At 45.2% G+C, this 22,960-nt stretch carries 20 protein-coding genes, 1 tRNA gene and 3 rRNA genes; 14 read left to right on the top strand and 10 right to left on the bottom strand.

The genetic code is table 11. The features are described from left to right. Positions 1-29: 29 nt before the first annotated feature. Entirely contained in the window at positions 30-1,271 is a 1,242-nt protein-coding gene (locus B9G69_RS14655; protein ID WP_088614488.1) for a hypothetical protein, read from the bottom strand. Between the two features lie 334 nt (positions 1,272-1,605). Here B9G69_RS14655 and cysK point away from each other — a divergent pair, with 334 nt between their 5' ends. Both cysK and B9G69_RS14645 read left to right on the top strand, forming a co-directional pair. Beyond that, on the top strand, positions 1,606-2,595 hold the full coding sequence (cysK, locus tag B9G69_RS14650) for a cysteine synthase A (RefSeq protein ID WP_088614489.1): 990 nt from the start codon (positions 1,606-1,608) through the stop codon (positions 2,593-2,595). A 7-nt stretch (positions 2,596-2,602) separates the two neighbouring features. After that, entirely contained in the window at positions 2,603-3,349 is a 747-nt protein-coding gene (locus B9G69_RS14645) for an endonuclease/exonuclease/phosphatase family protein (protein WP_088614490.1), read from the top strand. Here the strand turns inward: B9G69_RS14645 and B9G69_RS14640 are convergent. Beyond that, positions 3,346-3,876, bottom strand: coding sequence for a hypothetical protein (locus B9G69_RS14640; RefSeq protein WP_088614491.1), 531 nt, complete (start codon positions 3,874-3,876; stop codon positions 3,346-3,348). The two genes, B9G69_RS14645 and B9G69_RS14640, sit on opposite strands and share 4 nt — an antisense overlap. Continuing rightward, positions 3,863-4,399, bottom strand: coding sequence for an RNA polymerase sigma factor (locus B9G69_RS14635; protein WP_254916758.1), 537 nt, complete (start codon positions 4,397-4,399; stop codon positions 3,863-3,865). Before B9G69_RS14635 ends, B9G69_RS14640 begins: the two co-directional genes overlap by 14 nt. 54 nt (positions 4,400-4,453) lie before the next feature. Here B9G69_RS14635 and B9G69_RS14630 point away from each other — a divergent pair, with 54 nt between their 5' ends. From B9G69_RS14630 to B9G69_RS14610, 5 genes are all read left to right on the top strand, one after another. Next, positions 4,454-5,083 (top strand): hypothetical protein, encoded by a 630-nt coding sequence (locus tag B9G69_RS14630; protein ID WP_088614492.1) that lies wholly within the window; start codon positions 4,454-4,456, stop codon positions 5,081-5,083. A 10-nt stretch (positions 5,084-5,093) separates the two neighbouring features. Beyond that, on the top strand, positions 5,094-5,369 hold the full coding sequence (locus tag B9G69_RS14625) for a heavy-metal-associated domain-containing protein (protein ID WP_088614493.1): 276 nt from the start codon (positions 5,094-5,096) through the stop codon (positions 5,367-5,369). Continuing rightward, positions 5,344-5,721, top strand: a complete 378-nt coding sequence (locus B9G69_RS14620; RefSeq protein ID WP_217897661.1) for a hypothetical protein — start codon at positions 5,344-5,346, stop codon at positions 5,719-5,721. The genes B9G69_RS14625 and B9G69_RS14620 overlap by 26 nt, the downstream gene beginning before the upstream one ends. A gap of 88 nt (positions 5,722-5,809) precedes the next feature. Continuing rightward, on the top strand, positions 5,810-6,067 hold the full coding sequence (locus B9G69_RS14615) for a hypothetical protein (RefSeq protein WP_088614495.1): 258 nt from the start codon (positions 5,810-5,812) through the stop codon (positions 6,065-6,067). A gap of 88 nt (positions 6,068-6,155) precedes the next feature. Continuing rightward, complete coding sequence (locus B9G69_RS14610; RefSeq protein WP_088614496.1) at positions 6,156-8,222, top strand: sodium-translocating pyrophosphatase; 2,067 nt, start codon at positions 6,156-6,158, stop codon at positions 8,220-8,222. Positions 8,223-8,367: 145 nt separating this feature from the next. On the opposite strand, the gene B9G69_RS14605 is transcribed toward B9G69_RS14610, so the two are convergent. Continuing rightward, positions 8,368-8,640 carry a TMEM165/GDT1 family protein gene (locus B9G69_RS14605; RefSeq protein ID WP_088614497.1) on the bottom strand — a complete coding sequence of 91 codons (273 nt, stop codon included), beginning with the start codon at positions 8,638-8,640 and terminating at the stop codon, positions 8,368-8,370. A 58-nt stretch (positions 8,641-8,698) separates the two neighbouring features. Here B9G69_RS14605 and B9G69_RS14600 point away from each other — a divergent pair, with 58 nt between their 5' ends. Together B9G69_RS14600 and B9G69_RS14595 are read left to right on the top strand one after the other, a co-directional pair. Continuing rightward, positions 8,699-9,313 carry an exopolysaccharide biosynthesis protein gene (locus tag B9G69_RS14600; protein ID WP_254916759.1) on the top strand — a complete coding sequence of 205 codons (615 nt, stop codon included), beginning with the start codon at positions 8,699-8,701 and terminating at the stop codon, positions 9,311-9,313. 68 nt (positions 9,314-9,381) lie between these two features. After that, a complete protein-coding gene (locus B9G69_RS14595) occupies positions 9,382-9,831 on the top strand; it encodes a cysteine rich repeat-containing protein (protein WP_088614498.1) in 450 nt (149 codons plus the stop codon). Positions 9,832-9,886: 55 nt separating this feature from the next. Here B9G69_RS14595 and B9G69_RS14590 read toward each other — a convergent pair whose 3' ends face one another. Next, complete coding sequence (locus tag B9G69_RS14590) at positions 9,887-10,738, bottom strand: IS3 family transposase (protein ID WP_254917124.1); 852 nt, start codon at positions 10,736-10,738, stop codon at positions 9,887-9,889. Further along, on the bottom strand, positions 10,735-11,127 hold the full coding sequence (locus B9G69_RS14585) for a hypothetical protein (RefSeq protein ID WP_088617422.1): 393 nt from the start codon (positions 11,125-11,127) through the stop codon (positions 10,735-10,737). The genes B9G69_RS14590 and B9G69_RS14585 overlap by 4 nt, the downstream gene beginning before the upstream one ends. Positions 11,128-11,352: 225 nt before the next feature. On the opposite strand from B9G69_RS14585, the gene B9G69_RS14580 reads away from it, so the two are divergent. From B9G69_RS14580 to rrf, 4 genes are all read left to right on the top strand, one after another. Next, a 16S ribosomal RNA gene (locus B9G69_RS14580) occupies positions 11,353-12,866 on the top strand. 152 nt (positions 12,867-13,018) lie between these two features. Then, positions 13,019-13,095, top strand: a tRNA-Ile gene (locus B9G69_RS14575). Positions 13,096-13,217: 122 nt separating this feature from the next. Continuing rightward, a 23S ribosomal RNA gene (locus B9G69_RS14570) occupies positions 13,218-16,158 on the top strand. A 252-nt stretch (positions 16,159-16,410) separates the two neighbouring features. Next, a 5S ribosomal RNA gene (rrf, locus tag B9G69_RS14565) occupies positions 16,411-16,527 on the top strand. The 16S, 23S and 5S rRNA genes sit together here with 1 tRNA gene alongside, the layout of an rRNA operon. A gap of 927 nt (positions 16,528-17,454) precedes the next feature. Here rrf and B9G69_RS14560 read toward each other — a convergent pair. From B9G69_RS14560 to B9G69_RS14550, 3 genes are read right to left on the bottom strand one after another with little or no spacing between them, the layout of a single operon-like run. Then, positions 17,455-17,772: a KH domain-containing protein gene (locus B9G69_RS14560; protein WP_088614655.1), complete on the bottom strand. Its 318-nt coding sequence runs from the start codon at positions 17,770-17,772 to the stop codon at positions 17,455-17,457. Further along, entirely contained in the window at positions 17,769-18,626 is an 858-nt protein-coding gene (locus B9G69_RS14555; RefSeq protein WP_088614656.1) for an alpha/beta hydrolase-fold protein, read from the bottom strand. Before B9G69_RS14555 ends, B9G69_RS14560 begins: the two co-directional genes overlap by 4 nt. Before the next feature lie 44 nt (positions 18,627-18,670). Beyond that, complete coding sequence (locus B9G69_RS14550; RefSeq protein ID WP_088614657.1) at positions 18,671-19,072, bottom strand: hypothetical protein; 402 nt, start codon at positions 19,070-19,072, stop codon at positions 18,671-18,673. A gap of 169 nt (positions 19,073-19,241) precedes the next feature. On the opposite strand from B9G69_RS14550, the gene B9G69_RS14545 reads away from it, so the two are divergent. After that, positions 19,242-19,943 carry a hypothetical protein gene (locus B9G69_RS14545; protein WP_088614658.1) on the top strand — a complete coding sequence of 234 codons (702 nt, stop codon included), beginning with the start codon at positions 19,242-19,244 and terminating at the stop codon, positions 19,941-19,943. Positions 19,944-20,029: 86 nt separating this feature from the next. On the opposite strand, the gene B9G69_RS14540 is transcribed toward B9G69_RS14545, so the two are convergent. Then, a complete protein-coding gene (locus B9G69_RS14540; RefSeq protein ID WP_254916783.1) occupies positions 20,030-22,879 on the bottom strand; it encodes a M28 family peptidase in 2,850 nt (949 codons plus the stop codon). Positions 22,880-22,960 lie beyond the last annotated feature (81 nt).

Genomic DNA, 22,960 nt, shown 5'->3' with positions numbered 1-22,960 from the left:
GTTTGATAAATTGTCTTGTCGAGGCGCGTTCAGATAATGCGGGGCCGAACATTAGTTTCGATCAAACCTCTGGAGCCATCAGCTCCATCTTTTCCGTTTTTCCCTGGCTCACCATCTTTGCCATTCTTGCCTGGCATCGCTGCGGGGCAGACGCCATGTGAGGTGCCTGGTCTTCCACCTTTTCCTCCGGATTGACCCGCAGAACCTTTGCCGCCACGACCCCCAACTCCTGGATGTTGATATACTTCGATGCTGAATTCCTGGAATTCACCTATATTTATTTTTAAGTCACCTGTGGATGTACCAGATTCGCCATCTTCTCCTGCGTATCCAGCGATGCCATTTTTTCCATCTTGGCCATTACTTGGGGCTGTCAAACATTTGGGTGGAACCTCTTCGCATTGAACATCCTTATTGCGCGTTGGAGGGCACCTTCTCCCGGGGGAAATTATACCGTCGGTGCCATTTTCACCATTTTCGGCGATGGCAGGTAAAAGAGGGTATTTGTTTAAGTTGATTAAATCGGTGGCGTCACGACCATTTTGTCCGTTCTTGCCAATCATAGCAATAAACAAGCGTCCTTTGGCGTGTTCAGCAGTAATTGAGATTTTGGATGACCGATTGTTATTTAGGGAGTCGGACGACTCATCCAGAGTTATTATTTGAGAGTACTGCGCCGGATTTCCTGATTGCACGTGGTCTTTTATTTCTTCGACATAAAGAGATTTCGCATTAAGTGTAAAATCAAAACCATTAGTTATGACTTTTGTGTCGGTCCTAAAGTAAGCACGATTAATGTTCTCGGCTTTTAAGTTGCTATGAAGTTTGATATTCCTATAAACTAAGAAATCTTTTGGCGCAGTTACCACGTCTTCAAATTCATCCATGAAGGCGCCGCCGATTGTGCTTGGTGCGTACGCACGAAGTTTGTAGCTGACAGAATCACCCTGCATGACGATTTTTTTGAACACATTTTTTCCTTCGACGGTCGCAAATGGATTGTTGTCGATGTATATTTCCATTTTTCCAACTGAGTCAGGCCATGTAATAACCATGTCATAGTAGCCCAGGTCGCGTTCCTCGAATTTGACTATAACATTCGATGATTTCAAATCCAACTTTGTGGTGTCTTTTTCATCCTGAATCTTCCTATGAACATCTTCAACAAGCTCCTGCCGCTGCTTATCCTCCGCATCCTCTTTTTTAAACGCACAAGCGCCCAAAGAAACACAAAGCCCCAGCAACATAATGTTTCGAAAAGAAATGCCCATAAAAACCCCGAAATAGCGGTGAAGAATAAAAAATCACGTTCTTTATAACCTAAAAGTAGTTTGAATTCAGAGGCAGAAAGGACCTCTGAAATATAGAAAAGGGTGTCAGGTTCTTAGACATTCCTAAGTTCCATAAAGCAATTCAACGAGGTCCTGTCGAATCGCAATTGTCTATCAATTGGACGCACTATTGGCTGGGCTCAGAGGAGCCCCAACTACGTCTCGAAATCACGAAAAAACTCAAATTCCCCCTAGAATCCCCCTGCACCCAGGAGTAGAATAGACGTCTATTCTCCAATCCGAGGAGACATCACAGTAAAAGGATACTTCTGCAATGAGAATCTATTCAGACATCACGAAAACGATCGGAAAAACACCTCTTATCCAAATGCAACGACTCGGTAAGGGGCTGCCTGGAAATCTTCTTTTAAAATTGGAATTTTTCAATCCTCTAGGCTCGGTCAAGGACCGCATTGGGCTTGCGATGATTGAAACGGCCGAGCGTGAGGGCAAGCTCAAGCCCGGCATGCAAATCATCGAGCCTACCAGTGGTAACACAGGTATCGCATTGGCGTTTGTGGCAGCAGCTAAAGGATACTCCATCACATTAACCATGCCAGAAACCATGTCTGCAGAGCGCAGAACATTGCTGTTGATGTTGGGCGCAAAAATCATCCTTACCCCGGGGCCATTGGGTATGAAAGGTGCGATTGCTAAAGCAATAGAGCTTCACGAAGCTGATAAAAACTCTTGGATGGCAGGGCAGTTCGATAATCCCGCAAACCCAGCAATCCACGCAGAAACAACAGCCCTAGAAATCTGGCAAGACACTGATGGCATGGTAGACATGGTTGTGAGCGGTGTTGGAACATCGGGAACTATCACGGGTGTCGGAAGAGTCTTAAAATCAAAAAATCCTTCAGTAAAGATGATTGCGGTAGAGCCCGCAGAAAGCCCCGTGCTATCGGGTGGAAAACCCGGGCCCCATAAAATTCAAGGCCTGGGCGCAGGCTTTATCCCTTCGGTCATGGACAGATCGGTCGTTGATGGAGTCGAGCAAATCTCTTCAGAAGACTCGATGAAAATGGCCCGCGAGGTGATTAAAAAAGAAGGCATCCCTGTAGGGATTTCCTCAGGCGCTTCGATTGCAGTCGGTCTGCGATTGGCAGCTAAAGAAGAAAATCGCGGTAAAAACATCGTGGTTATTGTTCCAAGCACAACCGAGCGCTATCTTTCAACTCTGCTAGCCGAGCAAGAGCGAAACGAAGCACAAGCTTTAAAAGTTTCCGAAGTTGATGAAAAATATTTGGCTCGAGTAAAATAAGGATTTTATGGTTCCCTTTAGAATTCCAGCCTTAGAAAAAGTCTTAGTAAAGATCGGGGAGGCTGGCCAAGTGCTAGCTCCTTCGTCTGAGCTAAATATTTTCGTATGGAATGTCTATAAAGGACAAAAAGAGCACCTATTTGAAAACGATTTCCGCAAGCATGGTAGCGGCAAGGATTTTATTCTTTTACAAGAGGCCTTGGTCGATAACAAAATGCCACTTTTATGGAAGCAGGATTTTGCTTCCTACGAGTGGCATTTAGCTCAAAGTTTTCATTATAAAAAAAATGAAAATAGCACAGGTGTGGCTATCGGTTCTAAATACACCCCAAGCACAGTGGATTTTATCCGCGCAAGTGCCCGCGAGCTTTTCTGGCTAACACCGAAGCTCACGCTTTTTAGTGAATATGATTTCGAAGGCAAAAAAGTTTTAGTCGTCTGCACTCACGTTCTCAATTTTGTGACGACCTCGGCTTTCACCACTTCGCTGTATGAAATTGCTGAGCGTATTTCTAAATTCGAAGGCCCCGTGATTTTGGCCGGCGACTTCAACACTTGGAACGTTAAACGCCATTTAATTATGAAATCCATCTTTAGAGATTTAGGTCTTGATCATTTGGATTTAGAAAACGACGGACGCTTGCTGAAGCTAGATCACGTCTTTGTTCGTGGCTTTGAAGTATTGAAAGCAGAAGTGCATCACACGGTGGTAAGTTCTGACCACTTCCCTTTAGAGATTAAATTAAAACTTTAAACGCGACCAAAGCTAAAAAACTTTTTAAGCGTCAAGCGTGAGGCCGATGCCATCTCTGCGGCAACGATCGCCCCAAAGATCCATAAAAGCCCCGCTTCAAAAGAAATTCCCCGGGCTAGCATCGCAAAGACCCCCAATGACAATAAAGCTACAGAGCCAATCGTTAAAACACGAGAACGCATCAACACCAACCACTCGTCATACTTTAACAACAAGCGGGCTATGATGAAGGTTGTCGCTAAATAAAAAGCCCCGCAAAAAATCTGACAAAATGTCGGGGAGATTTTCATAAACACACCCATTAAACCTTCGCCGCTGAAAAATAAACGGGTTCCAAACTGAGGACAGGCCATCAAAGTGAAAAAAGAACTGACGAGATGAATACCACCGAGTTTCACAGCCACAGCGGAAGTTTTAGGAGCCGTGCGAGCAATCTCAGCCTGAATCTTATTTAGGATAAAAGAAGAACCCGCAGTGTCACCCGCATCATTTTTAAAAGACTCAAAATCATTTTTAACGTCTTTCATTGTTTCTCCTTAAAGCCTTCAAAGCGCGACTGACCAACTGGCGAATATTGCTGTTGGATGTTTTCATGCGCCTTGCCATCTCTTCATATTCCAACTCATCCAAATACCGCAGTCGCAAAGCTTCTTGCTCTCGAGGGCCAAGCTCTTTCAGTAAAGCCGCTGCCTCGTCCTCTCGCTCGATTATAGGAGCAGACTCAGTAGTTTGTGACATTTTATCATCCCATTCGAGGTGATCTTTGATTTCGCGGTTTCTATAGTCTTTAAGCTCACTTCGAGTGATGACATAGATCCAGGCCATGGCCTGGTATTTAGGATCGTAGAGGTGTTTTTTACGAAAAACCTGCATAAAGACGATTTGTAACACATCGTCCGCCTGTTCCTTAGAAAGTCCACGCTTCCTGATATAAGAAAGCACGCGCCCAGATTGTCTCGTATAGAGATAATCTAATGCCTTGGTCTCCCCCTCGGAAAGGGAGATCAAAAGTTCTTCGTCAGTTTGGTCTTCCAATTTTTTTTCAATCACTTTGTCACAAAGCCTCAGCCCGCATCCTAATACTCACTGAAGGAACAAACAAGTATGAAGATGTTCACAATCCTTTTGATAATCATTTCTGCAACAGCGACACCGGTTGACGCTCATCCTGTCTCTTATCAGGGGGCGACATCCTTGATGTCATATAATAAACCCGATCAAAATGAATTGCTCTTAACTTATTCCTTTAAGTCCTATCTTGCTGCAGGACTTTATTATTTTAAAGAAGGCAGGACTAGTTACTCCTTGCCACGAGTGAACTTCTTGGCGAAACGGTGGAACAACGAAGACTCTCAAGGGAATATTTATTTAAGTGCGGGGTATGGTGCGGAAAGGTCCTTTGAGGAAACCAAAGGCGTGGGATTTGCCTCTGCAGATTTAGATTGGGAATCCAGAAAATACTACACAGCTGCCTCTTACAGCAGATTTATTCGTGACAGTTCCGGTGTACAGTCCCGCCCAGATTTTGAAATGATAAAACTAAGAGCCGGGGTGGCGCCCTATTTAGCGGAATATAATGAAATCAACGCCTGGTTCATCTTGCAAGCTGAAAAACAAAATGATTCTTCAACGCAGCTCACTCAGTTTGTTCGCCTCTTTTATCGCAATGTCTTGATAGAGCTTGGAGCAGGATTTAACGGCGAGTGGGCGTTTAACTACATGGTCCATTTTTAAAGGAGATTTTATGAAAAATATCATCTTAACAATTGCACTAATAATGTCTTCAGTGGCATTCGCAGCTGAAACAGAAACCGTCGGCGTTAAAGGCATGGTATGTTCGTTCTGCGCTCAGGGAATTACTAAAAAGTTTAAAGAGCAGCCAGAGGTTAGCAACGTCGAAGTCAGCTTAGAAAAAAAATACGTAAAGCTTACTTACAATGACGGCAAAAAACTTTCTCACGAAAAAATTGAAACCTTATTAAAGGATGCTGGCTATGAAGTTAGCTTCGACAAAAAATAGTTTCATCTCCTACCTGACACTTTTTAGTTCTGCGGGCACTCTCATTTGCTGTGCGCTACCCGCATTGTTCGTAAGCCTAGGACTTGGCGCTGTCCTTGCGGGACTGGCAAGCAAAATGCCGGCATTAATCTGGATCTCAGAACACAAAATCGAAGTTTTTGTTTTTGCTGCTGTGATGTTGGGACTCAACGGCTATTGGACTTGGAGAAACAGAAATGCCCCATGTCCCTTAGATCCCGAATTGCGTGACGCTTGCACAAAGGCCCGCCGATTTTCTTTTGTGGTTTATGTGTCATCAGTGGTGATTTACATAATTGGTGCGACTTTTGCCTTTGTAATTCCTCTGCTGTAACCGCAACCCTGTACCTCGGCATAATCTCGGGAACAGGGGTTGCAAAGTCAGACGTGTTTTCTAGGATGAAGGCATCAAGGAGGCACCTATGCTAAAAATAATTTTTGGAATTATCGCTTCATTCACTTTAGTTTCCGCGGCCCAAGCTGAAAAACGAGATGTGCCAGAAACGAATACCTACGAAAAACAAATGCCCAAAAAAGAGGCAAAACAGAAGAAGCCGGTTAAAACAGGTTCTAAAAAATCCAATGTTTCCAGTGGTCAAAGGGAAAATACTCCTCCAGGGCCCGATGAAGATTCCAGACTGCTAAAAACAGCAGAGCCACCAAAAACAGAAGATAAGTAATGCAGTGCACATTGTTGACTCTATGCAATGTTTTGATTATCCCTAAGTCTTCGTAATTTAAACGAGAAATCAAACATGGAGTGCAACAATGTTTAGTAATAACTTGCTAATGTCTCCAGCGATCGCTGGGGTTATTGGTTTGGTGTTGGCAGTAGTTCTGTACCTTCGCGTGAAGGCACAACCGACTGGCAATGAAACTATGAATCGCATCGCGGGCTACGTTCGTGAAGGCGCGATGGCTTTCCTTGTACGTGAGTACAAGGTTCTTTTTGTCTACGCAATCGTCGTGGGCTTGGTTCTTTGGTACGCTCTAGGCGCGATCGCAGCAGGATCATTCATCCTTGGTGCTTTCTTGTCATTGCTTGCTGGATTCTTCGGTATGAAAGCTGCGACTTACGCAAACGTTCGTACAACTCAAGCTGCAGCAACTGGTTCTAAACCAGCAGCTCTTCTTGTGGCTCTGGACGGCGGCGCTGTTATGGGTCTTTCCGTGGCAGGTCTTGCGTTGATTGGTTTGGGCGTTATCTACATGATGTTCAAAGATCAAACTGAAATCGTTGGTACAATTCTTCACTCGTTCGCAGTAGGTGCTTCTTCTATCGCACTTTTCGCGCGTATCGGTGGTGGTATCTACACTAAAGCGGCTGACGTAGGTGCAGATATCGCTGGTAAAGTTGTAGAGAACATTCCTGAAGACGACCCTCGTAACCCGGGCGTTATCGCCGACAACGTTGGTGACAACGTGGGTGACGTTGCTGGTATGGGCGCGGATATCTATGAGTCCATGGTTGCAGCTATCGTTTCTGCGATGGCTATCGCTTTGACGATCCCAGCTGAAGGCTTGGGGAAACTTTTGACGGACTCTACTGACGCTGCGGTTGTTCGTAGTGCTGGTGTAGCATTGCCTCTAGTTCTTTCTGGTCTTGGTATGATCATCTCTATCGTTGTGATCTTCTTGGCTCGCGCGTTCAAAAACGGCAAGCCAGCGACAGTTCTTCGTAACGCTTTGATCATCCCACCAATCTTGTTGACGATCGCAGCAGCAATCGTTCTTCCAATGTTCGGTATCTCTCAATCAGTAACTGTTGCTTTGGCAGCTGGTGCGTTTGGTGGTGCTTTGATTGGTCTTATCACTGAGTACTACACAGCTCATCGTCCAATCCGTCTAGTTGCTGAAGCAGCTTTGACTGGTGCTGGTACGGGTGTAATCCGTGGTTTGGCAGTAGGTATGGAATCGACTGCTATCCCAATGTTGATCGTTGTGGCTGCAGCGTACATCGCTGACCACGCTTTGGGTCTATATGGTATCGCTATCGCAGCAGTGGGTATGTTGGCTGGTACTGCAGTTGTAATGACTGTAGATGCTTACGGACCTATCGCCGATAATGCTGGTGGTATCTCTGAAATGTCTGGTCTTGGTAAAAACGTTCGTGACATCACTGACGAATTGGATGCTGTTGGTAACACAACTGCAGCTATTGGTAAGGGTTTTGCGATCGGTTCTGCGATCCTAACAGTTCTTGCTCTATTCTCTGCATTCAACATGGAAGTGAACCACATCCGTTTGCAAAAAGGTTTGCAAGCAATGTCTTTGGATCTTACTTCTTCTGGCGTATTGATCGGTATCTTGATCGGTTCCATCCTTCCGTTCCTAGTTGGTTCAACAACTATGACTGCGGTTGGTAAAGCAGCTCAAAAAATCGTTCTTGAAATTGCTCGTCAATTTAAAGAAATCCCAGGTCTTCGTGAAGGTAAAGCGGAACCACAACCAGCTAAAATCGTAGACATCGCTACTCAAGCAGCGTTGTTCGAAATGATCTTGCCAGGTATGATCGCGATCCTTGCTCCAGTGGCAGTGGGCTTCATCTTGGGCCCTCAAGCACTAGCAGGTCTTCTTGCTGGTGGTTTGGCTGTTGGTGCAACTTTGTCTCTGTACATGGCGAATGCTGGTGGTGCATGGGATAACGCTAAGAAATACATCGAAAAAGGTGGATTGCCTGGTCATCCAAAAGGTTCTGACGCTCACAAAGCGGCAGTTGTTGGTGACACTGTAGGTGACCCGTTCAAAGATACTTCTGGTCCTGGTATCGCGATCTTGATCAAAGTTATGTCTGTCGTATCTTTGTTGATCGCTCAATTGATTGCGACTATCTAAGTCACGATCTACTGACCGAAGTCGAAATAAAAAAAGGAGCCCATCGAGGCTCCTTTTTTTATGTCATACGCTAATGTTACATAACGTTTCTTTGTGTTTAAGCACCGAATTTTTTGTATAACTTCAGTGTCACGTAACGTAGAAGTTATCCTTTAGATGTTAAAACCCAAATCCCCACGAGGATGAATAGAGTGCCAGAAACATATTTCATCATCTGTGGATTTAACAATTGTCCAAGATACTTTCCAAAGATGACTCCAAGTGCTCCAGCTAAACCCAGAGCCAATACAACCGCTACCAATACCGTCATCGTCGACTTGGTTTGACTGGACGCTGCCAAAGCCGTGAACTGAGTTTTGTCTCCCATCTCTGCCAAAAAAATAGTGATAAAAGTGCTCGCAAAAATCTTCCAATCCATCGCAGGTCCTTTAGAATAGGGGTCTACACTCTGACTTTGTCGGAGCAGCGTTCATTTTATGAAATCCGGTGAAAGGAAGGCAAGATTGAAAAGCGAGTTTATTGCCGCCATGGATCTTTTGCAGGAAGAAGCTGGACACGGTGATCTTTCTTTAAAAAAAGTGTTCAATCTTCTGGGAGAAGAAGGTCACGGCATGATTTTGCTGATCTTGTGTCTGCCATATCTTTTTCCTATTCCCGTGCCGGGTTTATCAACGATTTCTGGCATGCTGATTATCTTAGTATCTTTTTTCCTGTTTTTACGTCGGCCACCATGGCTTCCGCAGCGTTGGGAAAACGTAAAGATCTCCGCCAACACAATCATCAAAACCAGCACCTATGCCGAAAAAGTCTGGACTTATGTTGCCAAAATCGTACGAAAAAGAATGATGTTCTTTCATGACATGCCGGTGTTTAGACTCTTAAATTTTTTAGTCTTAGCTGTGAATGCTGTGCTACTAGCATTACCTTTGCCAATTCCATTTTCGAATACTGTACCAGCCATATCTATAGTCCTGTGTGCCATCGGTTATCTGGAAAAAGACGGGCTCTTTACATTGTTTAGCTATGCGTGGTGTGCAGTGGTAGCAAGTTTTTTTACGTCCTTAGCTATCGGTGCCAAACATCTGTTCTAGGACAACAAAGCAACATTTGCTTTGCTGGAATTCGTCGTTATCATTGGTATATCCAACAGGAGGAATAAATGAAATCTTTGATCGCACTTTGTGCTTTCACGTTCGCTGCCAGTTTCGCAACAGTTTCTTATGCTCAATCACCAGAGGCCACTCCGCCAGTTCCAGGCGCAACTCCCGCTGAATCTGATCATACATCCGGTGCAATTAAGGCTGGCCCTTGTGCTAAAGACATGGATCTGCTGTGCCCAGGAGTCACTCCAGGACCTGAAATGCACAAATGCATGAAGGACAATCGTAAAAAAATCTCCAAAGAGTGTAAGTCAAAAATGGGCGAGATGCACAAGGCGATGAAAGGTCTTCATCAAGCATGCCACGAAGACGCTGAAAAATACTGCAGCGATGTTGAAAAAGGCAAAGGCGCAGTAATGAAATGTATGAAAGAACATAAAGATGAACTTTCACAAGCCTGCAAAGACAAAATTGAAAACGTGAAAGCAAAACACGGAAAACATAAGTAATAAAAAAAGCCGGTGATATGATCTGGGCCCCAAAAAAGGCACAGGTAAAAAAGGCTTAGTTAAGCGAACCCCGATACTCCATCGGGGTTTTTCCTTTTAAATCCCATTGCGGTCTTTGGCTATTATAATATTTAATATATCTCTCAATTTCATCACTTAATTCCCTGATAGTTAGACAACTAGAGCTGTCAATTTCGTCTTTCAAGTGCCCAAAGAAGCTCTCTATCGGCGCATTATCCAAACAATTTCCACGACGTGACATTGATTGTTGAACATTTAGAGATCTCAGTATTCGACGATAACTTGTACTCATATAAACAGCTCCTTGATCGGAGTGAATCACCAAGTTTTTCCGCTTAGCCGGAGAGATTTTTTGAAGCATCTCTTTTAGTCCATGCGTAACTAATGCTACGTCAGTATTTGTAGAAAGACTGTGATAAACAATTTCTCGAGTCGCCAGATCCTTTGTCGCTGACAAATAGGCTCTTTGAGACTTTCCGTAATATAAATGTGTTACATCAGTTGAATATACGTGATCAGGTTTCTCAATTTTAAAGTTTTGCTGAAGAAGGTTTGGCAAAATACGATGTGCTTCTCCAGCGAAAGTAAGCTGGGGATTTCTTTTATGTCTAACCGTTGCTTTGAGGCCAAGAGATCTTAAAATTCTTCGAACTTTCTTTAAATTCATGATCAATCCGTGTTGCCTCAATAAATGCATCTTCACCCGTCGAGAGCCCCATTTACTTTTCCCTCGCGCAAAAGTCTCCAATATGAGCTGTTCGTCTACGCTTAGCTGGTAAGATCGTTTACGACACCATTTGTAATATCCTCCGCGTGAGACCTTAGCAGAAGAGCAAAGTTTCAATAAAGACATCGAGGGGCATTCAATTTTCGCCTTGGAAACTATTTCGTATTTTTCTTTTTTACTGAGATGGCTTCCAAGGCGTGGAGCTTTTTTAAAAACTCATTTTCCGTGCGAAGATAATGCAGTTCTTCTTCGACCGATTTGAACTTTTGAGAGCGAGATCTTCCTCGACGTTCAAGGTCTAAGTGCTTTACCCCATACTCATCAGACGCTTTGATCCAGCGATTAATAGATTTACGTGGATATCCTGGTTCAAATTCTGAAATATCGATGCCAGCCGTAAGGAAAATGTTATCGGCCAGAAGACCATTCTGATAGTCCTTGATCGCCTTAATTTTGAATTCTTTGGTGAACTGAATGTTGGATTCAGTGACCTTTTTGATGTTGGGATTGTGCTCGTATTTCGACTTGTCCCTTATTTTCTTTCTCATGATACTCCAAATATAAAAGCCCCAACTTATCATAGTTGAGGCCTTTTTTATCTGTCTACTTTAAGGGGTACAGATCAATGTTTCGCTCTTTGAAAACTGAATAGCTAGAAGAAATAGATTTTTGGGCTCTTTGAATACTGAGTAATTAGTATTCACAATTTCAAAATTAAATATATTCGAACAAACATACAAGCGTAAGCTAGTAGTTTGGTTGATACAGAATTTAAACTGGAGAGTTTGATTCTGGCTCAGAACAAACGCTGGCGGCGTGCCTAATACATGCAAGTCGAACGGGGAAAGCTTTCGGGTGAGTACTAGTGGCGCACGGGTGAGTAACGCGTGGATAATCTGCCTTAGAGTGGGGGATAACGAATCGAAAGATTCGCTAATACCGCATAAGACCACAAGAACTGCGGTTCAAGGGGTCAAAGGTTTTTCGCTCTAAGATGAGTCCGCGTAAGATTAGCTAGTTGGTGAGGTAATGGCTCACCAAGGCAACGATCTTTAACTGGTCTGAGAGGATGATCAGTCACACTGGAACTGAGACACGGTCCAGACTCCTACGGGAGGCAGCAGTAGGGAATATTGCACAATGGAGGAAACTCTGATGCAGCGACGCCGCGTGAGTGATGAAGGCCTTCGGGTCGTAAAGCTCTGTCGCAGGGGAATAACACAATGAATGTACCCTGTAAGAAAGGATCGGCTAACTTCGTGCCAGCAGCCGCGGTAAGACGAGGGATCCTAGCGTTGTTCGGAATTATTGGGCGTAAAGCGGGTGTAGGTGGCTATGTAAGTCAGGTGTGAAAGCCTGGGGCTCAACCCCAGAAGTGCATCTGATACTGCGTAGCTTGAGTGCTAGAGAGGATAGTAGAATTCTTGGTGTAGTGGTAAAATACGTAGATATCAAGAGGAATACCGGTGGCGAAGGCGGCTATCTGGCTAGACACTGACACTCAGACCCGAAAGTGCGGGGATCAAACAGGATTAGATACCCTGGTAGTCCGCACCATAAACGATGGATACTTGTTGTTGGAGGTATTGACCCCTTCAGTGACGAAGCTAACGCGTTAAGTATCCCGCCTGGGGAGTACGGTCGCAAGATTAAAACTCAAAGAAATTGACGGGGGCCCGCACAAGCGGTGGAGCATGTGGTTTAATTCGATGCAACGCGAAGAACCTTACCTAGGCTTGACATGTACTGGAATATTGGCGGAAACGCCGTAGCCCGCAAGGGTCGGTACACAGGTGCTGCATGGCTGTCGTCAGCTCGTGTCGTGAGATGTTGGGTTAAGTCCCGCAACGAGCGCAACCCCTACATTTAGTTGCCAGCATTCAGTTGGGCACTCTAGATGGACTGCCGGTGTTAAACCGGAGGAAGGTGGGGATGACGTCAAGTCCTCATGGCCCTTATGCCTAGGGCTACACACGTGCTACAATGGTAGTCACAAACTGAAGCGAAGTCGTGAGATGGAGCAAATCGGATAAAAGCTATCTAAGTTCAGATTGGTCTCTGCAACTCGAGACCATGAAGTTGGAATCGCTAGTAATCGCGGATCAGAATGCCGCGGTGAATACGTTCCCGGGCCTTGTACACACCGCCCGTCACACCATGAAAGTTGGTTGTACCAGAAGTCGCTGCGCTAACCGCAAGGAGGCAGGCGCCCAAGGTATGGTCGATGATTGGGGTGAAGTCGTAACAAGGTAGCCGTAGGGGAACCTGCGGCTGGATCACCTCCTTTCTAAGGATTATGGTGATCGGCGTTTCAAGTTTAACTTGAAAAAAGCAATCACAATCTTAGGTCAACTCACTCTTCCCGAGTGGGTGAGTCCCAAAAATCTTTTCTAGCTGTTTAGTTTTGAAAGAGTGAAAACTCTTAATCGCATCTAACATGGGCCAGTAGCTCAGTTGGTTAGAGCACACGCTTGATAAGCGTGGGGTCGGAAGTTCGAGTCTTCCCTGGCCCACCAACTTTCAACAAATTGAGTTGGTCTGTTAGAGGTGAATAAGAGATTTTACGCTTGAACGATTTTCGTTCTTTGACAATTGAATAGATTGATTTAGTTGATTTTTAGCGAGGTTAGTTCCATTTTTTAAAGCTACAAAGGGCTTACGGTGGATGCCTTGGCACTAAGAAGCGATGAAGGACGTGGTAAGCTGCGATAAGCTTCGGGTAGTGGCACACACACTTTGACCCGGAGATTTCCGAATGAGGAAACTCATCATTTTATGATATCATTCACTGAATACATAGGTGTCTGAAGCGAACGAGGGGAAGTGAAACATCTCAGTACCCTCAGGAAGAGAAATCAATTCCGAGATTACCCCAGTAGTGGCGAGCGAACGGGTAACAGCCTAAACCTTAATCATTTATTTGATTGAGGGGTCGTGGGACCGCAACGTGGGACCGGAGAGTATAGAACAACAGTCTGGAAAGTCTGGCAAGATAGGGTGATAGCCCCGTGTTCGAAATGCTCAATGGCTCTAGCGGCATCCCGAGTACCACAAAACACGTGAAATTTTGTGGGAATCTGTGAGGACCACCTCATAAGGCTAAATATTCCTTAGTGACCGATAGTGAACAAGTACCGTGAGGGAAAGGTGAAAAGAACCCCGAGAGGGGAGTGAAATAGAAACTGAAACCGTAAGCTTACAAGCAGTTAGAGCCCCTTACGTGGGTGATAGCGTACCTTTTGCATAATGAGTCAGCGAGTTATGTTTGCAAGCGAGATTAAGCCGTTGAAGGTGTAGTCGTAGCGAAAGCGAGTCTGAATAGGGCGTTTAGTTTGCAGGCATAGACCCGAAACCCGGTGATCTAATCATGGACAGGTTGAAGCGAGGGTAACACCTCGTGGAGGACCGAACAAGTTGAGGTTGAAAACTCTTTTGATGATCTGTGATTAGGGGTGAAAGGCCAATCAAACTGGGTGATAGCTGGTTCTCCCCGAAATATATTTAGGTATAGCGTTGAGTAAAAAGTATCGTGGAGGTAGAGCACTGAATGGGCTAGGGGTCTTTACCGGATTACCAAACCCAAATAAACTCCGAATGCCACAGATATGTTCCTCAGCAGGCAGACGCAGGGTGATAAGGTCATGCGTCGAGAGGGAAAGAGCCCAGACCAACAGCTAAGGTCCCTAAATGCACGCTCAGTGGAGAACGTTGTGGAGTTACTTTGACAACTAGGAGGTTGGCTTAGAAGCAGCAATCCTTTAAAGAAAGCGTAATAGCTCACTAGTCTAGTGACTCTGCGCGGAAGATACAACGGGGCTAAGCGTGTTACCGAAGCTTTGGATTAAGATATTTTATATTTTAGTGGTAGGGGAGCGTTCTAGCGTAGGATGAAGGTTGACCGGTAGGACAGCTGGACGAACTAGAAGTGATCATGCTGACATAAGTAGCGTTGAACTCGGGTGAAAAACCCGGGCGCCGAAAACTCAAGGATTCCTGGGTAAAGATAATCTTCCCAGGGTTAGTCGAGTCCTAAGATGAGGCCAAGTGGCGTAATCGATGGCAAAACGGTTAATATTCCGTTACCTAGCAAATTGTGTTTAAGGAATGACGGTATAGGCTATCTCAGCCTCTTATTGGATTGAGGTGTAAGCGTGTAGGTGGTGTCGTAGGCAAATCCGCGGCACATAACACTGAGGCGTGAATGCGAGATTCTTTGAATCGGAAGTGAGAAAAGCCATGTATCCAAGAAAAGTTTCGTAAATTTAGATTTGTTAGCTCGTACCGTAAACCGACTCAGGTGAGTGGGGTGAATATCCTAAGGCGATGGGGTGAATTTTGGTCAAGGAACTCGGCAACTTAACACCGTAACTTCGGGAAAAGGTGTGCCCGCGAGAGTGTAAGGATTTACTCCCCAAGCTTTTTCGGGTCGCAGAGAAATGGGAGTAGCGACTGTTTATCAAAAACACAGGTATGTGCAAAGTCTCAAGACGAAGTATACATACTGACGCCTGCCCGGTGCTGGAAGGTTAAGAGGATTAGTTAGCGCAAGCGAAGCTGAGAATCGAAGCCCCAGTAAACGGCGGCCGTAACTATAACGGTCCTAAGGTAGCGAAATTCCTTGTCGGGTAAGTTCCGACCTGCACGAATGGCGTAACGACTTCTCCGGTGTCTCGACCAAATGCCTCGCGAAATTGAATTCTCGGTGAAAATGCCGAGTACCCGCAGAAAGACGGAAAGACCCCGTGAACCTTTACTGTAGCTTGGCAGTGATTTTAGAGTTGGCATGTGTAGGATAGGTGGGAGACTTTGAAGCAGGGGCGCTAGCCCTTGTGGAGTCAACCTTGAAATACCACCCTTGGCACCTTTGAAATCTAACCTGCTCCTCGTCACGAGGAGAGGGACACTGTCTGGTGGGCAGTTTGACTGGGGCGGTCGCCTCCCAAAAAGTAACGGAGGCGCGCGATGGTCCCCTCAGCCTGATTGGAAACCAGGCGTCGAGTGCATTGGCATAAGGGGGCTTGACTGCGAGACCTACAAGTCGAGCAGGTGCGAAAGCAGGCCAAAGTGATCCGGTGGTCCCGCGTGGAAGGGCCATCGCTCAACGGATAAAAGGTACTCCGGGGATAACAGGCTTATTCCATCCAAGAGTCCATATCGACGATGGAGTTTGGCACCTCGATGTCGGCTCATCACATCCTGGGGCTGGAGCAGGTCCCAAGGGTTTAGCTGTTCGCTAATTAAAGTGGTACGCGAGCTGGGTTCAGAACGTCGTGAGACAGTTTGGTCCTTATCTTCTGTGGGCGTATGAGATTTGAGTAGACCTGTCCTTAGTACGAGAGGACCGGGATGGACGAACCTCTGGTGTTCCTGTTGTTCTGCCAAGAGCAATGCAGGGTAGCTATGTTCGGAACTGATAACCGCTGAAAGCATCTAAGCGGGAAGCAGACTACAAGATTAGATCTCACTGGGGCTTCGGCCCCCTAAAGACTCCTCGGAGACTACGAGGTTGATAGGCGGAAGGTGTAAGTACAGTAATGTATTCAGCTGATCCGTACTAATAGGTCGTGAGGCTTTTTTAAAAAACATTCTTCTAACTTTAAGTTACGAAGATTTCGTCTCAGTGACTTCTCTTAAGTGAGAACGAGAGACTAGCTCTCTGAATAAGTAAGAGAGTTAAAATTTGGAACTAACAGCGACTCGCTAAAAATCAATTAAATCAATCATTCAGTTGTCTGAAATAGAAAGTAACTTCTCCATTTGTATTGGAAGTAAGTTGCAAAGAAGAACGACGAAGTATAAACGTACTTCATCTTTGTTTTAATAAACGCTTTGCTGGTGTTTATAGCAGAGGGGCCACACCTGATCCCATTCCGAACTCAGAAGTTAAGTCCTCTTGCGGCGATGGTATTGCATGGGCGACCATGTGGGAGAGTAGCACGACGCCAGCTCTTTTTTACTCGAACCCGGTCTGGAAACAGATCGGGTTTTTTTATGCCCCTGGACATTTCTTTCAGCCTGCTGCATTTGAGATTGGGCGGACATCTGCGTGAAACGGGTTTGGCTGTAGCTAGACTCGAGCCTTTGGATATCTTCGCGGAGTGCAGAGATCTCATTTTGAATATCCGCTCTGGCTTGGGACGTCTCATTGGCGAGTTGCCTTGCCTGGGCCTGGAGAGCCCGAGTATTTTCTAAGGCCCGGGCTGCGATTTCTAAACGTTGTACTTTCATATCCTGCAACTGTTGCGTTTGATTTGCGAGTTGTTGCTGTAACACTTGAACATTCTGAGCACGTAAGGTCAGATCATTTAAATTTCCATTCCAATACTGAAGGTCCTCTTGAGTTCTGCGAACTAAGACCTCTTGATCGTTGATGTTTTGATCCATCTGCTCCTGATAAAGGCGCACAGCACTGCTTTGTTCTGCCTGAAAACGCTCGACTTCCCGCTGGACATCGGTCTCGTTAAATTGATTGAAACGAAGGGTGTCAGTTAAAAACTGGATCTCTCGGTGGGCGGTGCTAATTTGATTCCGATAATTGATTTCCGCCGCTGCAGGATTGTTGCGATTTCGAAGTTCATTTAAAAACTGTTGCTGAGTTTCCAATTTTTGGTTTTCCTGAAGCACTTGATTTGAAAGCGCCTGGACCTCTTGTTGTAGCTGAGATTTTCTTAAAGAATTGTCTGGTGTCGTTGCCTCAGGTGATTCTGCCACGGCCGCCGTACGACGACGCAGAAGTCTTTGCGTATCGTCGTTTTTCTCGTTGACGATTTCCTGCGTTCTTTTTAGCTCTTGCCCGAATTTGGTAAACCAGATTCCAAACCCTACAACCAAGACCACCACTAAAATGAACAAGGAATTCTTTGTCACCCAACCACCTAAACTGGAATCTCCACAATAGAACGAATCCCGTTTCGCGCAGTCATTGCATGCACCACCGCACGAAGTCCCATAATGGTCTTACCTTGAGCACCGATAACTTGCCCTAGATTATCTTTAGCGCAGTTCACCCGGTACACAGTGGTTTTAGGCCCCACATAAGTTGTAACGGTGACAGTGTCTGGCTGATCCACCAAATAGCGGACCAATTTTTCGATCAGCAGCCGAACTTCTTCGCGGTACTCATCCGCGTTGATATCTCCGCCTTTGATGCGATTTTCATCTTTAAACCCTTTATAGGATTCCATGTCGTTCATTTCGAAACTCCTCTGATAAAATCCGCTGCTCCCTGACGATTAAAATTGCAGTGAAATCCAAAGACCGGCGCCCACTGTGCCTGAAAGCCATATTTTTTTGCTAAATTTGCAAAGATTTGCGAGCCCTCTTGAAAGCCGAAGTTATCTCCCCGACCTGTTGAAACATAATAGAGAGGTTTCATAAACCCTTGTGGGTAACTCGCTAGTAACTTCATTGGATCATGTCGATCCCAATCATTTTGATCCACTATATATTGCTTGGAGATCTTAACGATAGAATCCACCAATACACTCTCGGCATGAGTGCGCTCCTTATATTCTTTAATTTCTTGAGCGGTGGCAAAGGGCCCCAACACTGTCAATGCAGGACAAAGCAAAAGGGCTTTCCAAAAGTATCCAGGCATGCGCAACGTGGCTTCTGCGGCATTGAATCCACCCATAGATTGCCCAATCACCATGCGCTTCCCGAAACCCAGGCCGCCTAATTGATATTCCAGATAAGGCATAATCTGATTGTATAAAGTGGACAGGTATCGGTATTTTTCGTTTTCAACCAGCATCCACACCGGACCAAACGAAATCGAAATCACCGTTGGCTCATAACCTTTTTTTAGCCAAAGCTTTGAAATCGCGCGCGTGTCTTCCTTGGTGAACCAGGATTCAGCCGAAGCAGAAATTCCATGAAAGACATAGACGATATCTTGATTGCGAAGACGATCTACATGGTTGATGCAGTATTTGACGTTGGTTCCATAGAAGTTTTTTTCAGAGCAACTGTAATCCAAAACGCCAGCTACTGACGTCGTCAGATACAGAAACGTGAACAGCGCCATTATAAGCGCAGATCTTCTCATTGGAACCTCCGTTTTGGATAGGCTCCGCTATGAGAATCTTGAAATCAATTTGCAATATCGAAATCTTCGCGAACTCTGTGTTTAGACACGAGCACTTGTTCACCCGTGTTTAAACAACGCAAATAGAAATGATTGTAGCCCGTGTTGGTGATCACAAAACGACTCGGGGCTTTTGGAGAAATCTTTTTCGCCAATACTGAACCCACTTCAAGATTTTCATATTTTTTAAGAAGTTTCTGAGAAACTTTTGCGCGATAAACATGAAGGCCCACAGCAGCCACTAAAAACATCAGCGCTGTGATTCCACAAAACATCCAGTGAAACTTTCTTTCAAGCAATAATGAAAACGCAACCGGCGCCAAAACAGACACCAAAACGATTGCAACCGTTAAACGGCGCTCTTGTTTTTGATATTTTTTAAATTCATCAGAGAAAGAAGACGTCATCGACAAAAACCTCATGGATAGGAGACTCATATAAGAACACAGAAGGTTAATGAACTTCGAGTCCAGAATTGGTTAAAGTTTTGTTGGGGATTTTTTTGCTGCTCCGTTTCTCTTGATGACAGCGAGTTTGCGCTGAGTTCTCCTGAGTAAACATTCCAGTGAGGTATTTATGCAACTGCTACTATCGCTTCTTTTTGCGTTCCCCGGTTTCGCCTCTACTCAAGCTCAGGACAGTCTTACCTGCCAAGATCGCGTCGAGCGCGGTGGCAGCATCCAAGCGCAGATGCGCCCCACATCGAACGGAAACTGCTTTGTTTCAATCAGTAACTATCATGTGACGACAATGTTATACCGCGGTTACGTCTTTGCAGCAGACGGCAATCTGATGGTTTTTAACTCCTTCGGCTCTGGTCCAGTTTCGGAAACAACAGGAGCACGGGAGTTTTATACGTTTCCTCGTCGCTTCAAGTTCCCGACTTTCACGTGGAATGAAGAACAACGTGTTTTGGTTGTGACATCCACGACAGGAGATGAATTTTACTTTGATTACGAAACCGCCCAACTAAAAGGCATGAACAAGGCTGAAGTCCAAGTCTCAGGGGAAATCGCTAAAACAAATGCCGGCGGTGTCGAAATCAAAAACTACAAAGGCTTGATCATGGATGCTGGATTTAAAATGGGCTCGGCGCCCACAAGCAATGCTCGTGGAAAAGTAAAGTTCACAGATGAAGCAGGCAAAAACTGCGAACTGACCGTGGGTGATATCTTTAGCTACCGCGAAGATGGCGATCCCTACGTGAAGTTTTCCGACAAAAATTTAGCAAGCTTTCTAAAAAAGAAATGTTCAAAATTGAAATTTCCGACTTTATAGAAAACTAATAAAAAAGGGGAGTTAGCCACTCCCCTTTTATTTTTCCTGGACTCCCCGCAAGGGTATTCTTCGAAATCAATGAGCCTTTATTCTTTCAACTTTGGCGTCACTTTCAATTCCAAGACTTTACCGGCACGAAGAACTTTCAATGTCGTTTCTTTATTCGGTTTAACGGCTTGAAGCGCATACACGTAATCATAGATGTTATCGATTTTTGTACTATCAAATTCAATCAGTACGTCTTTTTCTTGAAGTCCTGCTTTTTCAGCTGGACTGTCTTTTGAGACCCCTGAAAGCAAAACACCTTTGGTTCCTTCTTGAGTGTAATCAGGGATGGTTCCCACGTACACCCGGAAACTTCGGCCTTCCATGTTGTTTTGAGAACTTGCGACCTTTACATAATTAACGGCCGCAGTTGATGTCATAGCGATTTGGTCGGCGAAACCCTTCACGACTTCTAGGACACGAACCTCACCTTCAAAGTTGATTAACTCCATCGTGTCACGGGGGGTGTGATATTCCGAATGCGCCCCGGTAAAAAAGTGCGCAGTCGGAATACCTGCAATATACAGAGCTAAAGAGTCTGTTGGCAAATAGGGGTCCTCTTGAGTCACCAAAGGGAGCTTTGTTTTCGCTTCGACCTTTTCTGCTATCCCCGTCCATGTATCGCCGGAACCTAGACCTTGCACAAATAAGCGATCACGCAACCGCCCCACCATGTCCATATTTAAATAAGCTTCAATCTTTTTACCCTGCAGAGTTTTTGTAAAATGAGTTGAACCTAAATTACCAAGCTCTTCACCGGACCATACTGCAAACATCAAGTTCTTCTTTAATACTCGCGGTGATGTCTTTTGCAGGTTTGCATAGTAATGAGCAAGTTCCATCACACCGGCGACCCCTGAGGCATTGTCATCCGCACCGTTGTGAGCAAGTCCTGCCTCATCGTTTTTAGCCAAAGAACTTCCGGCCACACCTAACCCCAAATGATCACCATGGGCCCCCACAAGCAGCGACGTCTTTGCCGATTTCATTGAAAGCTCGGCGAGGACATTCGTGCCCTGGGATTTTTGAAATTGCAGATCAATATTTCCTTTTAGGTAAACAGAAGGAATGGCAAATCCAGGCTGAAACTCGCCTTTATCTAGGGCTGCTTGTTCAGACTTGAGATCTTTTCCAGCCCGTTGCAAAAGCTCATTGGCCGCTTTGGTTGAAAGCTGAATGACCGCGATACTAGACTCTGACAAGGAGCCTTCGAATTTGATCTTTCCAAACTGATCGTTTAAGTCACTCAATGGTCCGTGGACCGCAATTAAACCGATTGCTCCTTCATTTTTTGCGACCGTGACCTTGTGTTGCATTCTGGAATAAAGGTTCAAATACTGACGACGAGTCGACGGCATATTCGCTGGCAAATCTGTCAGGACCAGAACCCATTTGTTTTTCACATCAAGGCCTTTATAGGAATCGTAGGCAGCCTCTTTGTCAGAGGCCGGCGCCTTAATTCCATAACCGGCAAAGACAATGGGCGCCCCACTTACAGGTCCTGTTTTAGAGAATGAAAGTGGCTGGTAATCCTCAGAAACCTTGTAGTTCTTTTTGTCTTTAGAAATGAGTTCAAGTAAGTTCTTATCTCCTAGACTCACACCTGAAGTAAATTCGAAGGTTTGAAAATAAGTGCCATTTGATCCGGCGGGTTTTAATCCCCAAGCTTTAAAAAGCTCCGCGATTTTTTCAGAGTACACTTTTTCTTGAGCGCCCCCCGTACTGCGCCCCGCGAACTCATTCTGTGTTAAATAGCCAATCCAAGCTTTTAAATCAGGGACGTTAAAATCTGCGGTAAGCAACGCCTTTACCGGGTCCACGGGCGGAAGCTTCAACATGCGTCGGGCTTGGGCATCATCCCACTTTGCCATCACAATCTGTGAATCGCCTTTTTGATTTCTGTGGGTCCAGGACAGATTTTTACCGTCGGGAGTGAATACGGGAAGCCCGTCGAAATCGTCAGCGAATGTGACTCGCACCGGATCTGATTTACCAGCCGCATCGACGATGAAGAGTTCAAAGTTCGTGAATCCTAGAACACTGGAACCAAACACAATGTAATCACCTGATGGATGAAAGAAAGGCGCCCATGACATAGCCTTCATCTGCGTGACGGCCTTTTGATCTGAACCATCCCTATTCATTGTATAGATTTCAGCCATGGTTCCAGTTGCATTAAATCGGCGCCACGTGATCTTTGTGCCATCAGCACTAAAGAATGGTCCGCCGTCGTAACCTTTAGATTCAGTCAGACGTTTTACACCCGATCCATCTGAATTCATGATGTAGATATCCATCATATAGGAAGGATCTTGATCAAATAACTTTTGATCGTCAGCAGACAGTTTTTCCGTGTAACCTGCCCGATTCGAAGCAAACACTATATATTTTCCATCCGGAGAATAAGCGCCTTCCGCATCATAGCCTTTTTCCTTCGTGAGACGCTTTAAGTTCTTCCCCTCTAGATTCGAGGTCCAGATGTCATAGGTTTCATCAAAGCTCCAAGAGTACTTAGCTTTAACCGCCTTTTTACGATTTTCAATTTCCTCGGCCATTTTCTTTTTGCTGTTTTGATCTGCGTGTGTGGAGGAGAACATCACTTTTTTCATCGAAGGATGAATCCATCCACAAGTCGTCTTGCCAAGCCCCGGCGACACGCGACGAGTCTCTCCGTTTTTTAGGTCCATGACGTACATTTGATAAAACGGATTTCCCGGCTCGCGCTCACTTTGAAAAATCATGTAACGACCATCTGGACTGAAATAGCCCTCTCCCGATTTGGGACCCACAAAAGTCAGTTGGCGAGTCTCACTAATTAGATTATTTGGGGAGTTTACGAAGGCTCCCGTGGTCGTTGTACCACCATGAGATCCCGCGGAATTTGGTTTCAATTCCTTGCTCTGACAGGACGAAATAAACGTTGTAAGGGCAAATAAGCACAGAAGATTTTTAAGAAGCGCTTTCACTTTATA

The organism is Bdellovibrio sp. SKB1291214 (genome assembly GCF_002209355.2).
Classification (GTDB): Bacteria; Bdellovibrionota; Bdellovibrionia; order Bdellovibrionales; family Bdellovibrionaceae; genus Bdellovibrio.
The sequence above is the reverse complement of the archived record's forward strand: the minus strand, read 5'-3'. Positions and strand labels throughout refer to the sequence as shown.

Excerpts from the sequence above, each read along its gene's own strand:
- B9G69_RS14645 (WP_088614490.1), top strand. The coding sequence starts at position 2,603 with ATGGTTCCCTTTAGAATTCCAGCCTTAGAAAAAGTCTTAGTAAAGATC.
- B9G69_RS14585 (WP_088617422.1), bottom strand. The coding sequence starts at position 11,127 with ATGAGAAAGAAAATAAGGGACAAGTCGAAATACGAGCACAATCCCAAC.
- B9G69_RS14600 (WP_254916759.1), top strand. The coding sequence starts at position 8,699 with ATGAAATCCGGTGAAAGGAAGGCAAGATTGAAAAGCGAGTTTATTGCC.
- B9G69_RS14595 (WP_088614498.1), top strand. The coding sequence starts at position 9,382 with ATGAAATCTTTGATCGCACTTTGTGCTTTCACGTTCGCTGCCAGTTTC.
- B9G69_RS14620 (WP_217897661.1), top strand. The coding sequence starts at position 5,344 with ATGAAGTTAGCTTCGACAAAAAATAGTTTCATCTCCTACCTGACACTT.
- B9G69_RS14605 (WP_088614497.1), bottom strand. The coding sequence starts at position 8,640 with ATGGATTGGAAGATTTTTGCGAGCACTTTTATCACTATTTTTTTGGCA.
- B9G69_RS14615 (WP_088614495.1), top strand. The coding sequence starts at position 5,810 with ATGCTAAAAATAATTTTTGGAATTATCGCTTCATTCACTTTAGTTTCC.
- B9G69_RS14550 (WP_088614657.1), bottom strand. The coding sequence starts at position 19,072 with ATGACGTCTTCTTTCTCTGATGAATTTAAAAAATATCAAAAACAAGAG.
- B9G69_RS14610 (WP_088614496.1), top strand. The coding sequence starts at position 6,156 with ATGTTTAGTAATAACTTGCTAATGTCTCCAGCGATCGCTGGGGTTATT.
- B9G69_RS14625 (WP_088614493.1), top strand. The coding sequence starts at position 5,094 with ATGAAAAATATCATCTTAACAATTGCACTAATAATGTCTTCAGTGGCA.
- B9G69_RS14545 (WP_088614658.1), top strand. The coding sequence starts at position 19,242 with ATGCAACTGCTACTATCGCTTCTTTTTGCGTTCCCCGGTTTCGCCTCT.
- B9G69_RS14640 (WP_088614491.1), bottom strand. The coding sequence starts at position 3,876 with ATGAAAGACGTTAAAAATGATTTTGAGTCTTTTAAAAATGATGCGGGT.
- B9G69_RS14555 (WP_088614656.1), bottom strand. The coding sequence starts at position 18,626 with ATGAGAAGATCTGCGCTTATAATGGCGCTGTTCACGTTTCTGTATCTG.
- B9G69_RS14655 (WP_088614488.1), bottom strand. The coding sequence starts at position 1,271 with ATGGGCATTTCTTTTCGAAACATTATGTTGCTGGGGCTTTGTGTTTCT.
- cysK (WP_088614489.1), top strand. The coding sequence starts at position 1,606 with ATGAGAATCTATTCAGACATCACGAAAACGATCGGAAAAACACCTCTT.
- B9G69_RS14630 (WP_088614492.1), top strand. The coding sequence starts at position 4,454 with ATGAAGATGTTCACAATCCTTTTGATAATCATTTCTGCAACAGCGACA.
- B9G69_RS14560 (WP_088614655.1), bottom strand. The coding sequence starts at position 17,772 with ATGAACGACATGGAATCCTATAAAGGGTTTAAAGATGAAAATCGCATC.